Annotated in this window: 7 protein-coding genes and 1 pseudogene; 6 read left to right on the top strand and 2 right to left on the bottom strand. The window is 45.2% G+C overall.

Annotation, left to right across the window (positions count from 1 at the left end):
* Positions 1-122: 122 nt before the first annotated feature.
* The 3 genes from RID53_RS01610 to RID53_RS01600 all read left to right on the top strand — a co-directional run bounded on the left by RID53_RS01610 (position 123) and on the right by RID53_RS01600 (position 6,470).
* Positions 123-245 carry a hypothetical protein gene (locus RID53_RS01610; protein WP_446386453.1) on the top strand — a complete coding sequence of 41 codons (123 nt, stop codon included), beginning with the start codon at positions 123-125 and terminating at the stop codon, positions 243-245.
* Between the two features lie 113 nt (positions 246-358).
* Complete coding sequence (locus RID53_RS01605; protein ID WP_446386452.1) at positions 359-1,408, top strand: DnaJ C-terminal domain-containing protein; 1,050 nt, start codon at positions 359-361, stop codon at positions 1,406-1,408.
* Positions 1,409-2,156: 748 nt separating this feature from the next.
* Positions 2,157-6,470, top strand: a complete 4,314-nt coding sequence (locus RID53_RS01600) for a GAF domain-containing protein (RefSeq protein ID WP_446386451.1) — start codon at positions 2,157-2,159, stop codon at positions 6,468-6,470.
* A gap of 129 nt (positions 6,471-6,599) precedes the next feature.
* Here RID53_RS01600 and RID53_RS01595 read toward each other — a convergent pair whose 3' ends face one another.
* Positions 6,600-7,136, bottom strand: coding sequence for a peroxiredoxin family protein (locus RID53_RS01595; protein ID WP_446386450.1), 537 nt, complete (start codon positions 7,134-7,136; stop codon positions 6,600-6,602).
* A gap of 360 nt (positions 7,137-7,496) precedes the next feature.
* Positions 7,497-8,090 (bottom strand): peroxiredoxin, encoded by a 594-nt coding sequence (locus RID53_RS01590; RefSeq protein ID WP_446386449.1) that lies wholly within the window; start codon positions 8,088-8,090, stop codon positions 7,497-7,499.
* A gap of 749 nt (positions 8,091-8,839) precedes the next feature.
* Between RID53_RS01590 and RID53_RS01585 the strand changes: the two genes are divergently transcribed.
* The 3 genes and pseudogenes from RID53_RS01585 (at position 8,840) to RID53_RS01575 (ending at position 13,644) form a co-directional block, all read left to right on the top strand.
* Positions 8,840-10,960: an amylo-alpha-1,6-glucosidase gene (locus RID53_RS01585; RefSeq protein ID WP_446386448.1), complete on the top strand. Its 2,121-nt coding sequence runs from the start codon at positions 8,840-8,842 to the stop codon at positions 10,958-10,960.
* Positions 10,961-11,161: 201 nt separating this feature from the next.
* Positions 11,162-12,127, top strand: a pseudogene (locus RID53_RS01580) (Rpn family recombination-promoting nuclease/putative transposase); the annotation flags it as partial.
* Between the two features lie 500 nt (positions 12,128-12,627).
* Positions 12,628-13,644, top strand: coding sequence for a 2-hydroxyacid dehydrogenase (locus tag RID53_RS01575; protein ID WP_446386447.1), 1,017 nt, complete (start codon positions 12,628-12,630; stop codon positions 13,642-13,644).
* Positions 13,645-14,447 lie beyond the last annotated feature (803 nt).

Here is a 14,447-nt window from a genome sequence, read left to right as displayed (position 1 = left end):
AGTGATGCTAACTGGAAACGGTTGGGACAATTTACCGCCAAAAAAGTCCAGTTGTTGCAGCGAAATACCGGATTGGTATCAACAGTTGGATTGTCAAACCTTACCACATCGAGTGGTAAGGTTTGACCTCTATCCCTCCCCGCATTGCTTCGCTGAATGCGGGGTCTCACGAGACAAGCGATGATGGGGAGAATACCGCCGCTTGTCTATTGGAAGCGTCAGGTGTGGATATTGCGATCGCGTGAGTGAGAAAGATCCGAACTTAAACCCATGCTGGGGTTTGTTACTCTAGCTTTGAGGTAGAGACCTATTAGCCCAGTTTATCGATCAAATCCTTGGAGTAGAGGAGAAACCCTTCATGGCTGCAACTGACTTTAAAGACTACTATGCCGTCCTAGGAGTGAGCAAGACGGCTAGTGCTGATGAGATTAAAAAGAGTTTTCGACGTCTGGCGCGGAAATACCACCCAGACATGAACCCGGGTGACAAACAAGCCGAGGCTCGATTTAAAGAAGTTAACGAAGCCTACGAAGTCTTGTCTGACCCCGAAAAACGCAAGAAATACGATCAGTTTGGTCAGTACTGGAAGCAAGCCGGAGCTGGTGGATACCCTGGAACTGGGGGTGCTAATGTTGATTTCGGTAATTTTGATTTTGGTCAATACGGTAGTTTCGACGAGTTTATTAATGAACTTCTAGGGCGCTTTAATACAGCCGCTACAGGAACCTCAGGAGGGACGGGAAGTCGTCGGACGTACACCTATCGCTCTACTCCGGGCGGTGCAACGGGTGCTGGCTTTAATGACTTTACCAGTGGCTTTGGTGGCTTTAATGATTTCGCTGGCTATGAAAGTGGCAAAGCAGCAGGAGCAGGAGCTGATCGGGAAGCTACAATTACATTGAGTTGGTCTGACGCCTTCCGGGGTACGCAAAAACGGATTAATTTGGGCAGTGAAGTCATCGAAGTGCGGATTCCGCCCGGTGCTAAACCAGGAAGTCGGATTCGGGTTCGAGGTAAGGGTCAAGTGAGCCCATACAACCAGCAACGGGGTGATTTGTACTTAATCGTAGACCTGAAACCTCATGCCTTTTTCCAGTTCGAGGGTGATAACCTCTTGTGTGAAGTGCCAGTGATGCCCGATGAGGCAGTCTTGGGTGCCACGATTGAGGTGCCGACTCCTGATGGTAAAGTGAGTGTCAATGTGCCAGCCGGGATTCGCTCAGGTCAATCATTACGATTGCGCGGTAAAGGCTGGACTCAACCGAAAGGTGGACGCGGTGATCAACTGGTGCGGATTGTTATCGCTACACCAAAAGATATCACGCCAGTTGAGCGGGAGTACTATGAAAAAATCCGGGCAAGCCGTCATTTCGATCCTCGCAGCTATTTGTCTCAGGTACGTCTTTAGAGCGGTGTGGGGGGAGTTGTAAATTTTGACCCCTCGCTTCGCTTGTCGGGCATGGCGCGTGAGTTTACTCCTGGACTTCACCCCGCTTCGCTAATGTGAACATCTCCCCCATCTCCGGATTTTTCCCAGGCAAGGCTAACTGTTTAGACAGATATGATATAATAAAAGGCTTTGCAGTACAGGAATGTAGGGTGCATTCCTTTGGGGTTTGGTAAAGATAAATAAACTTAACCGGAGAGTAAATCAAAATACGTAACGGATTTATAACGTTTTTTAAACTTATTCATGGATTCCGTCACAGTAATGGGAATTTGTATTAGCTTATGATTAGATAGCCCAAAAACTGTATGCATTGTCATATCATGTCTAATTGAACCTGTGAATGAGAAACGGACGCAGGAATCTGGAGAGACGGAAACAAGCCGTGTTTTTTTATTGGCAAAGTTTGACATGATACAATCACCAAGATCAGTGCGTCTGGGAAAAAGAAAAAGTAGAGATGAATGGCGAGCGATAACCAGGTAAGAACAATCGCTGCGCTTTAGCTTCTCTGAAGACAGGGGAAAAGGGTTTCGGAGCTAGTCTAGAAGTTGACATGGGTGAAGGAGGCTAACTCTTGTCTAAATCTCCCGTCAAAGTTAAATATTTTTTACAACCATTCCTCTAAAGGTGAAAAAATAAATAATAATTTGAGGGTTATGATCGAGAAAATGCCTCAATTGATCATCGAATTGGCATGAGTAAACTTATGAAAAGATTCGATTTAAAAAAGTCCCAATGGATGAACATTGCGAAAAAGAATTATCAGCCTGGAAAATTATTATGGACAGGCAATAGTCCGGATCAACTAAAATGGATGCGGATATTGTATGAGACACTTCCCTGCATTTATTTCACCCTTAATTTTGATGGGGTGATTTTGGATGTAAGTCAGTTCGGTGCCGCCTATTTGGGATATGATTTTTGGGAGTTAGTCCAAAAGCCAATTCATCGGTTTTTTGATCCAGAAAGCCAATACCGATATCAAGCCCTATTGACTCATCTAAGCCAGTATCCGACTGAAATTCATCACTGGGAAACGCGGTTCATTGGTAAAGATGGCAGGATGATCGGGCTTAAGGCAAGAATTCGTTTGATTCCGATAACTGCCTCAAGTTCGGTGATCAGCTTAGTTTGTGAAGAGATGAGGACGGCTAAATCACAAGCGTCGCCCCCAACTCCTCTGAGCAATAATAATGAAGCTGTTTTAATCACCAATGACAGCGGTGATTTTACCTATATTTGTCCTAATATAACCTCTATTTTTGGTTATTCTTTGTCGGAAGTCCGCGCTCTGGGTAATATTACTCACCTGCTGGGCAACTTACCCTGGAATTGGCAAGCTTTAGCTGTCGCGGGAAATGTTCGTAATGTTGAAGTAGAAATTACCGATAAGACAGGCAAACCCCGTACTGTATTGGTTAATGTTAAGCCAGTTTCTATCCAGGGAGGAACAATACTTTATCGGTTGCGTGATAGCACGAATCGCCAGTTGCAACCCGAGGCTGATCAGTTAGCACCGAGCCTAGCCGATCCAACAACGGAACAACTAAGTAATAACAAATACACCCAAGACATTCTGCAAGAGAGTGAAGCCCGATTCCGCACGATGGCAGATAATGCCCCTGTGTTGTTATGGATGTCCGGTACAGATGGGTTATGTACGTTTTTTAATCAGGGCTGGTTGCGGTTTACTGGACGCACTCTGGAACAAGAACTGGGTAATGGTTGGGCTGAGGGGGTACATTCTGACGACTTATCATCTTGTTTAGAGACGTATCAGCAGGCGTTTAATGCTCGTCAAGCTTTTTGTATGGAATATCGCTTGCGACGAGCCGATCAAGAATATCGCTGGATTTTAGATACAGGAACGCCTCGATTTACTCCTAGTGGTCAGTTTTTAGGGTATATCGGATCTTGCATCGATATTACCGATCGCAAGCAAACCGAAACAGCCGTGCAACAGCAATATCTGCGGGAGCGGTTAATTGGGGCGATCGCCCAACGGATTCACTATTCCTTAGACTTAGACGAGATTCTCAACACCACCGTCGCCGAAGTGCGGCAAATTTTGATGTGCGATCGCGTGCTAGTCTTTCGCCTCTATGGAGATGGGAGTGGTGTCGTGGAAGTCGAATCCGTTGACGCGAACTGGAAGCCGATTTCCGGAACCGTGATCAACGATCGCTACTTTGCCGAAGACTATATCCACCTTTACCAAAAAGGGCGCGTCCAATCCGTCGAAGATATCTATAACGCTGAGTTAACTGACTGTCATATTGAATTATTAGCTCAATTCCAGGTGAGAGCCAACCTGGTTATCCCCATTGTTCATGAGGAGCGCTTGTGGGGATTGCTGGTGGCTCAACAGTGCCAAACCCCCCGAAAATGGCAACCCTGGGAAATCGACTTACTGCAAACGCTCTCCACCCATACCGCCATTGCCATTCAACAATCGGAACTCTATCAGCAAGCCCAAACCGAAATCCACCAACGCCAACAAGCCGAAGAAACCCTGCGACAACAAGTTCAGCGAGAGCAGTTAGTCAGGGCGATTACTCAACGCATCCGTCAATCGCTGAATTTAGAGGACATTCTCGAACGCACCGTGGCGGAAGTGCGACAAGTTCTGCAAACTGATCGGGTGATTATTTTACGCTTCAATCCCGACTGGAGTGGCAAGGTGGTTGTCGAATCCGTCGATCCGCGCTGGTGTTCGATGTTAGGCAACCACATCTACGATCCTTGTTTTGAACAAACCTACCTCTCACTCTACCAACAAGGTCGAGTCAGAACCCTGGACGATATCTATACGGCTAATCTGAGCCAGTGTTATATTGACTTACTCGCCAAGTTCCAGGTACGGGCTAACCTGGTTGTGCCAATTGTCCACAGTAACAAACCCCTACCTACCTCACAATCCCAAGCCGATGTCAAAACACCCAGCCAAAGCCCAACGCGCTTATGGGGACTGCTAATTGCCCATCACTGTAGCGCACCCCGAAAATGGCAATCCTTTGAGATTGACTTACTCGACGGGTTAGCCTCTCAGGTTGCGATCGCGATTCAACAAAGCCAACTCTACGAACAGGCAAAATCTCTGTTCTGGCGAGAGCGAGTGATCAATCAAGTGACTCAAGCCATCCGCCGTTCGTTGGATGTAACCACGGTTTTCGAGACAGCCGTCCAAGAGATTGGCGAACTCTTACCCGTGGATCGGGCGGAAATTGTCCAATATTTGCCGGAACGCCAGTCTTGGTTATCGGTGGCAGAATATCGCCGCTCTCGAGAGGATAGCAGTACACTGGGACAGGAAATTCCGGATCAAAATCATCCTTTGGCTGAACGACTCAAGCAATTAGAAATTATTCCCATCGAGGATACGAGTACATTTAACCAAGGTTTAGCTCAAGACTTTCCAGGAGCTTGGTTATGGGTTCCTTTACACTTTAATTCTCAGATATTAGGGAGTTTAACCTTAGGCAAAACCCGTCATCCCGATTCCTGGCAAGACTCAGAAGTGAAATTAATCGCTGCCATTGCCGACCAAGTGGCGATCGCGATCGGTCAAAGTCAACTGTACCATCAGGCTCAGTATCACCTCAAACGAGAACAAGCGATCAATCACCTAACTCATGGGATTCGTTGTTCGCTCGACTTACAAACGATTTTTTCTACCGCCACCCAGGAAATTGAGAGCCTGCTGCAAGTGGATCGCGCTCAAATTATCCAACATAAGCCCGAACGCCAACTCTGGGTGAATGTCGCCGAGTCCTGTCGGGGTGACTGTTTGCCCAAAGCCTTGGGGGTGGAAATTCCTGATGCTAATAATCCCCTGACTGAACGAATCAAACGCTTAGAAGTAGTGCGGATTAATGATACCCGCTGTTTTGTAGACGCCACCAATACAGCCGTCGCCCAACAGTTTCCGGGGGCGTGGTTGTTGGTTCCTCTGCATTGTGGTAACTCAGTTTGGGGTACCCTAGGGCTGATGATGGATAATCGAGCCTACAATTGGCAAGACGCCGAGGTGGAGTTGATTTGTACCATCGCCGATCAATTAGCGATCGCACTCCAACAAGCGGAACTCTACGAACAAAGTCGCCAAGCGGAAGCCAAAGCCTTAACTCACGCTCAACAGCTTGAGCAAACTGTCGCCAAACTCCAGAAAACCCAAGCGCAGTTGGTGCAAAGTGAAAAAATGTCCAGCTTAGGGCAGTTAGTCGCGGGAGTTGCCCATGAAATCAATAATCCAGTTAACTTTATTTATGGTAATTTAGTCCATGCCAGTGACTATGCTGCCGATCTTTTAGGGTTAATCGAACTCTATCAACAGCAATATCCCCAGATCACACCCGAAATCCAGTCTGAAATGGACGCGATCGATCTGGAATTTTTGATAGAAGACTTGCCTAAACTGCTGGATTCGATGAAAGTCGGAGCAGAGCGGATTTGTGAAATTGTCTACTCCCTGCGGAATTTTTCTCGTATCGCTGAAGCGGAAATGAAAGCCGTAGATATTCATGAGGGGATTAATAGCACCCTGATGATTCTGCGAAACCGACTCAAAGCACGAGGCGAGAATCCGGGTATTCAAGTGATTAAAGCCTACAGTGAACTGCCGAAGGTTGAATGTTACGCCGGACAGATTAACCAAGTGTTTATGAATTTGTTAGTCAATGCCATTGATGCCATTGATGAGCAAAACAAAAAGCGGTCATTGGACGAACTTAAAGCCAACCCTAGCACAATTCGAGTGCAGACTGAAATTGTAGATAACCAAGAGGTAGCGATCCGAATTATTGATAATGGTCCCGGAATGACGGAGGAAGTTCAGCAACAACTGTTCCATCCCTTCTTTACAACTAAACCTGTGGGGACGGGGACAGGTTTAGGATTATCGATTAGCTATCAAATCGTTGTTGAAAGACATGGGGGTCAGCTTTTCTGCCGCAGTAATTTAGGACAGGGAACCGAGTTTGTTCTCCAAATTCCAGTGCGTCAACATCTGGGGAAAGGATAGAAGGAGAGATGGGGAAGCGGGGGAAGCGGGGGAAGCGGGGGAAGCGGGGGAAGATAGAGGAGTTTACTCAAAACGTTCCCTGTTCCCTGTTCCCTGTTTCCTGTTCCCTGTTCCCTGACATAAGACAAACTACTCAAGGTTTGAAAGTAGCTTCTCCATCTCAGCATTTGGCGATAAGAAAGAAAACAAATGTTTAAAGCGGAGTTTACCTTGTTTATCGAGCAAAAACTGAGCAGGTAAAGGTGCTCCCAGTGCTTGACCGACTTGATAAGCTTGAAAAGTGCGACAACTTGAATCACTCAACAGGGGCATTTTTAATCCTAAATCCTTGACCACAGTTTTGCTTTGCTGAGGATCGGTACTTGTGATCATTAATACTTCTACCCCCTGTTGGGTAAATTGCTCGTATTTCTCATTCATTTCCTGAATATGAGGATAGCAAAGGGGGCAATATTGCTTTTCGGTAAAAATGCGGGTAAACGCCAGCAGAACTGGTTGTTGTTCTCGGTAACTGGATAATCTCACCTGACGATTATTGGTAATATCCGGTAGTTCAAAATCCGGAGTCAGTTGTCCTAATCTCAACGGATTGGTAGCAGGGATGGGAAAAAAATTACGCAGAAAACGCTCGTTGAATAAACCCCTAAAGTCAGTTGATGTTAGCATTGGCTGAATCTGATCCAACAACTTATTTTATAGTAAAAGGCAGATGGCAAATGGTTTTTTAATCTGTCCTAGCCTTTACAACAACAGTTATAACGGCAAAGGGCGCACGTCGGTCATCCGTGTCAACTTAAGGTGAAAACCAATACTGGCAAGCATTTCACCCTCATCCCCTAACCCCTTCTCCCTTCAAGGGAGAAGGGGAACCGGAATTATTAATTAAACAATGTAGCTGGCTATGTCTGGAATATAACATCTTTCTTCCTCCCCTCCTCCCGTGCAACAAAAGCGAAGCATCATAAGGCTTCCCCCTTTTGAAGGGGGATCTAAAAGGGGGGAACGAGGGGGGTAGGGAGGTAAAGGTTAAACGGCGGAGAAATAAACTTTGGACTTAACGGGATCGGGAACCATTGTTTTATCACCGGGTTGCCAACCTTGAGGGCAAACTTCGTCTGGATGCGCTTGAACGTATTGAATCGCTTTCAGAGTCCGCAACACTTCATCTACATTCCGACCAAAAGAGAGGTTATTGATCGTTGAATGCTGAATAATACCATCTTTGTCGATAATAAACAATCCCCGTAGGGCTACACCTGCATCGGGGTCAAGAACGTTATAAGCGGTACTGATTTCTTTCTTGATGTCAGAAACTAGAGGATAATTGAGATCACCCACACCACCACTCTTGCGATCGGTTTGAATCCAAGCGAGGTGAGAGAATTCACTGTCCACGGAGATGCCGAGAACTTGAGTCCCAACTTCTTTAAATTCACTAAAGCGATCGCTAAATGCTGTAATCTCTGTGGGACAGACAAAGGTGAAGTCTAGTGGATAGAAGAATATGACTACATATTGACCCCGGTAGTCGGACAGTTTGATGGTCTTAAATTCTTGATCGATGACCGCCGTCGCGTTGAAGTCAGGAGCAGGTTGACCAACTCGCAGACATCCTTCCATAGTATTAGTCTCCTTGAATGCTTTGGTGTATGCGTTCGCTATAGCTTATCAGTTTTAGTCAATCAACACAGATTGTTTACGAACTGTTACGACTATATCATAATCCATAGTCATAACGACTAGGACTTACGCACGGGTTTGGTTAATCCCATGCGCTGTTCCAGCATCAACTTCCGTGAACAGGTCTCATCCCAGTTATGCGATCGCCTCTTCGGGCAAACATCAGCTACTTGTCCCTGTATCAAAGAGAATATCGTTATATATTTTGTGTTTGATCCAATGATCAAAAAGTTTGCACCTTAAAAGTTTTGTGCTTATGTTTCTATTCGACCAACAATTCAGCCCTACTCGACTGTCTATTTATATCTAAAGCAATTATTCTTTCTCCTCCCTCGTGGTTCAAATAGTTATATGCTATTGCCTCGGTTGACGATAAGGGCGGGTTTTGCCTTTGAAGTTATCGGTATATACCAAAATTAAGCGTCTAAACCCGCCCCTACAATTGACTTCCTGAAGATCCTGATAGTCTCATTTATCCTTAAAATCCTCTAATGTCAACTGATTTTCAGATTTAAATCGCTTTTGTCCAGTACAAGAGGTAACGACTAAGACACGGGGCTGGCACATTATTCGCTAAACTAGACTACTTCCAGTAACAGTATTGGGTTTTTAAGCTTGAGAAGCTCTGTAAAAGCAATACCAAAGCTTCTGCGACAACTGGTTCGGTGTTCTGTTGGGAGAAATACGTTGTGGTACATTATCTGGATCGGCGGGAATGGCTGCTCACGAATGGATTAGGTAGTTTTGCCAGTGGTACGGTATGTGATGCTCGTACTCGTACCTATCACGGCTGGTTGATTGCTGCCCTCGATCCGCCCCGACAACGGACGTTATTATTCTCTCATCTGGATACCAGTCTAGAGATCGGGGGTAAGATTTGGGCGCTTTCGACCAATTTCTGGAATGGGGGTAAGACGATTGATCCGGTAGGCTATCAATTTTTGCGCTCTTTTGACACTGATCCTGTTCCTCAGTGGGTTTGGGGATACCAGCAGTGGCAATTGACACGCCAACTGGTTATGCCTTATGGGTTAGTTGAGGATGAGGAAGCCTCTAGGGAAACACGGGAATTTTGTCATCGGATTCTGATTCAGTATCGCTATCAAGGCAGTGAGGTAGCAACCTTAAGGTTACGACCCTTGATTGCCGATCGCAACTTTCATCACCAGCAATTCGATGAAGAAAATTTACAATTCTCTCAATTAGTTGGACATCAATGCCTTTACCTGCAAGCCATGCGCTCGGATCAAGTGGGTACGCCTTGGCAGTTAGGTTGGAGTGTAGGGGAGTATCAACCGGATGAATTGTGGTATTGGAATTACTACTATCCTGAAGAAAACCAGCGCGGGTTAGGCGATCGCGAAGATCTCTATAGTCCTGGCTATCTTACTATTTCTCTGGAACCCGGTGCAACAGTTACGTTAGAAGCACGAGTGGGATGTCCTCAAGATACAGCACCACTCCAGTTAAATGCTCAAGTGTTTGAGGCGGCGGTGCAAGGGGAAAAAGAGCGACAAAATCAGTTAGTGGTTATAGCGAGGGAAGCTGGGGGAGCTGGGGGAGCTGGGGGAGCTGGGGGAGCTGGGGAAGCTGGGGAAGCTGGGGAAGCTGGGGAAGCTGGGGGAGCTGGGGGAGCTGGGGAAGATGAGTGGGAGACGACTTGGCGTCAGTTACTCAAAGCTGGCGATCAGTTTATTGCTTGGTGTGCTTCCATTAATAGCCCAACGGTGATGGCGGGTTATCCTTGGTTCAATGATTGGGGACGAGATACACTGATTGCTTTGCCCGGATTGGCATTAGCGACAGGACGTTTTACGTTAGCCAGGGGACTACTCAAAACCTTTGGCAATTATTGTCGCGATGGTTTAATTCCCAATACCTTTCCCGATGCAGAGACTGATCCGATTTATAACAGTATTGATGCGTCTTTGTGGTGGCTGGAAACTCTAGGACTGTATTTGGAAATCACCCAAGATTGGGATTTTTTGATTGAGCAATATCCAACGGTGCGAAAAATCTACAAAGCTTATACGGCAGGTACTCGTTACAATATTCAAGTTGACGCCGTAGATGGACTGCTAACTTGGGACGCGCCGGATGTGGCGATTACCTGGATGGATGTGGTGCTGGATGGTCAACCGATTACACCTCGTCTGGGAAAAGTAATTGAAATTAATGCGCTTTGGTATTCAGCATTGTGTTGGATTGGTAAATGGACTGAAAAAATGGCAACGGGGGCGGTTAAGGATCGGGTGCGTTTGTTGCACCATGCTCAACATTATATCCAGCAAGCACAACAGGTAAAAACGTCGTTGCAGCGGTTTTGGAATTCCGATAAAAAATACTTTTATGACACCATAGAACCCGATGATCACCGCAATTCTCAAATTCGCCCCAATGCGGTAGTGGCGCTGTCTCTGTATCATTGTGGCTTTGCAGAGAATCAAGGGCGACAGGCTTTGCAAGTAGCACGCGATCGCTTGTTGACTCCCTACGGTTTGCGAAGCCTTGATCTGGCTGACCCTGAGTACATTGGTTATTATAATGGCGATCGCTGGCATCGGGATAGTGCTTACCACCAAGGAACGGTTTGGAGTTGGCTGATTGGACCCTTTTGTCGGGCGTGGAAACGTTTTTACCCTACAGAACCGCTTCCCTTTGACTGGAAACCTTTGCTAGATCACCTTCAGCATCAAGCCTGTATTGGGTCTATTTCCGAGATTTTCGATGGAGACGAACCCCATCTCCCCCAAGGCGCGATCGCTCAAGCTTGGTCTGTGGCAGAATTAATTCGTTGCTTTAGGGAATAGGGAAATAAGTAGGTTGTCATTCGTCATTTGTCATTTGTCATTTGTCATTTGTCATTTGTCATTTGTACATTTGTCATTCGTCATTTGTCATTCGTCATTTGTCATTTGTAGGGGCGGGTTTAGGGACTTCATTCACTTTGTTCCCATTAACTGAACAACAAAACCCGCCCTCCCGCCACTAACTTGAAAACTGCTGTAAGTATGACGCCAACTCCAACCGATTACGATAGCCCCTGGAAAGACGCCATAGAAAACTACTTTGAAGACTTCATCGCCTTCTTTTTACCTGAAGCGCAGCCGGAAATTGATTGGAGTCGAGGTTACGAATTTTTAGATAAAGAACTGCAACAAGTGGTGCGCGATGCTGAATTAGGGCGGCGTTTAGCTGATAAGCTAGCAAAAGTTTACCTACTCACGGGTGAAGAAGCGTGGGTTTTAATCCACATTGAAGTTCAAAGCCAGGAAGAAACGAACTTTGCTGAACGGATGTTCGTTTACCATTACCGCATTTTTGACCGTTATAAGCGAAACGTTGCCAGTTTAGCAATCTTGGGAGATGAACGATCTACCTGGAGACCTAATCAGTATGGTTATCAGCTATGGTCAAGTGAGATTCAGTTTAACTTTCCCGTGGTGAAGTTGCTAGACTATTCCCAGAGGTGGTCAATCCTAGAGACTTCCCGCAATCCCTTTGCTACCGTCGTCATGGCTCATTTACAAGCCCAAGAAACCAGAAATAATAGAATTCAGCGTAAATCATTAAAACTGGCTCTAATTCGGGGATTGTATGAACGGGGCTATGAGCGAGAAGATATAATCAAGTTATTCCATTTTATAGACTGGGTAATGAGCTTACCGCAAGAGTTGGAAAAGGAATTTTGGACAGAATTAGGTCAGTACGAGGAGGAAAGGAGAATGCCTTATATTACCAGTGTGGAAAGGATTGGAATTCAAAAAGGTCGTCAAGAAGGTCGTCAAGAGGGTCGTCAAGAGGGAGTCAGAGAAGGGCTGTTGGCAGGAATTGAATTGGGCTTAGGCTTGAAATTTGGCAGGGAAGGGTTAAACCTATTACCGGAAATTTTGCTAATTCAGAATGTGGAAAACTTAAGAGCAATTATTACAGGACTAAAAACCCTAAATACTCTAGAGGAACTGCGTCAGTTGTGGCATAAGACTGAGGGAATACGGCAAGGACTATTAGAAGGTATAGAAATATGTTTAAGCTTGAAGTTTGGCAGCGAACCGTTAGATATTTTAGCCGAAATCTCGGAAATTCAGGATGTGGAACAGTTACGAGAAATTCTAGCAGCGCTACCAGCCGTAAACACAATTGAGGAACTGCGCCAAATTTATCAACCTAAATAAAATGGTACTGAATGTAAGGCTGGTGGGTTGAGCGAAGTCGAAACCCACCCTACGGCATATCAATGCACAATAAAAGTTAACGGTGGATATCGTCAGATTTTTTTATGTTTTCTTGTAGGGGCGATCCGTTTGCATAAATTAACATTTAATTGAATCGCGTCACCCTCCCCTCACCCCTTTGTTACCGAATAATTTAAAATCACAATATTTTCCAACTATAATTCATCATATTATAATATGATATAGACTTGCATTCAGTTATTTGCTGTTTGTTTTTACTTTCTATCAAACAATAAACAACCATGAAAGTCGCTGTTTTCAATACCAAATCCTACGACCGGAATTTTCTCGAAACTGCCAACGCGAATTATAATCATGACCTGGTTTTTTTTGAACCCCGCCTGACTCAGGAAACCACAGCCTTGGCAGTTGGGTTTCCGGCGGTGTGCGTGTTTATCAATGATCAGCTTGATAAAACAACCTTGCGGGTGCTGGCTGCACAGGGGACGAAGCTGATTGCTACACGTTCTGCGGGGTTCAACCATATTGATTTAAATGCAGCGGCTGAGTTTGGCATAACTGTGGTGCGAGTTCCCGCCTATTCACCTTATGCTGTCGCTGAACATACCGTAGGACTCATTTTAACCCTTAACCGTAAAATTCATCGCGCTTATAACCGGGTGCGAGAAGGAAATTTTTCCCTGGATGGATTCATGGGATTTGATTTACATGGGCGAACGGTAGGAATTGTCGGTACGGGTAAAATTGGTTTCCTGGTTGCCCAGATTCTGCATGGATTTGGTTGTCAATTACTGGCGTATGATTTGTATCCGAATCCTGATTGTGAAGCGTTGGGGGTCAAGTATGTTGATCTCCAAGAACTCTTCGCGACTTCCGATATTATCTCTCTCCATTGTCCGTTAACGCCCCAAACCCGTCACCTGATCAATGCCCAATCATTGGCGCAAATGAAATCAGGCGTGATGCTGATTAACACCAGTCGCGGCGCACTTATTGATACGCGAGCCGTTATTGATGCACTCAAATCTCGCAAAATTGGCTATCTAGGTTTAGATGTTTACGAACAAGAATCTAACTTGTTCTTTGAAGATTTGTCTACAGAAGTGATTGAAGATGATGTTTTTCAACGACTCCTAACATTCCCTAACGTTTTGATTACAGGTCATCAAGCCTTTTTTACTGAAGATGCTTTGCAAAATATTGCTCAGACAACATTATCTAACATTAGTGATGTCGAGTCGGGTCGCCCTTGTCCTAATGAGGTGAGCGTCCAGCGTGTTGTTGCCACTAAGTCTTGATAAACCGAAAGCGTTGAACCAGGAATCACCGTTAATGGTCAAAAGAGACGTGTTATGGTACGTCCCTACAAAAATTAAACGTTTTATGGTATGGGGAGTTTGAGGCATTAATGCAAGCGTTGTCACTGATAATCGCTCAACAAAACCGACCTCTACAGCCGTTTCGGATTTCCGACTATAGACCCAAAGATAGAGGATGACAGCAATTTCTCATGGCTACTGTTATTACGCAGTGTTAGAAAGTGCTAGATGCGCTCACAACTTGACTTGCTCCTGTTCCTTGTTCCTGGTTCAGTGACCGCTCAAAAATTTATCAAAACTTTATGAAGTAAATTTTCCAAGAAAATGACTTGTCAGGTCAGATGTCATAGGTTACGATAGCTTAATTCGGGCAGTTTACCCCGGTCACAAAAAATTGCCAGACTTCAAGCTCTGGCAGGGTTGTGATATTGGTTATAACTCATTCATTGCTTTACTCTATCAGTAGAGTAATGGTTTATAATCGTGATTATCAGGGCATCTACACGACCTCTTGTCAGGTCATTGGTCATAGGCTACTATAATGAACTGCGAGAACCTAAATTAACGGGTCTTAGCTATCAATCCATTGGAGCAGGCTTAACCGGCTAGATTCTTTTTAGCGCTTAGAGGTTGAGTCAAAATCGATAACTTAATTGCTCCAATTGACTATTGATATTAACGCTAGAGTTCATTCATTCACATCAGGGAATATACTGAAACTCACACATTCAACCAATTCAACCAATTAAAGGGGAGCGACATAAAAAGGGATAAACAGATTT

The sequence above is a fragment of the Coleofasciculus sp. B1-GNL1-01 genome (genome assembly GCF_040220235.1).
Taxonomy (GTDB): domain Bacteria; phylum Cyanobacteriota; class Cyanobacteriia; order Cyanobacteriales; family Coleofasciculaceae; genus Coleofasciculus.
The sequence above is the reverse complement of the archived record's forward strand: the minus strand, read 5'-3'. Positions and strand labels throughout refer to the sequence as shown.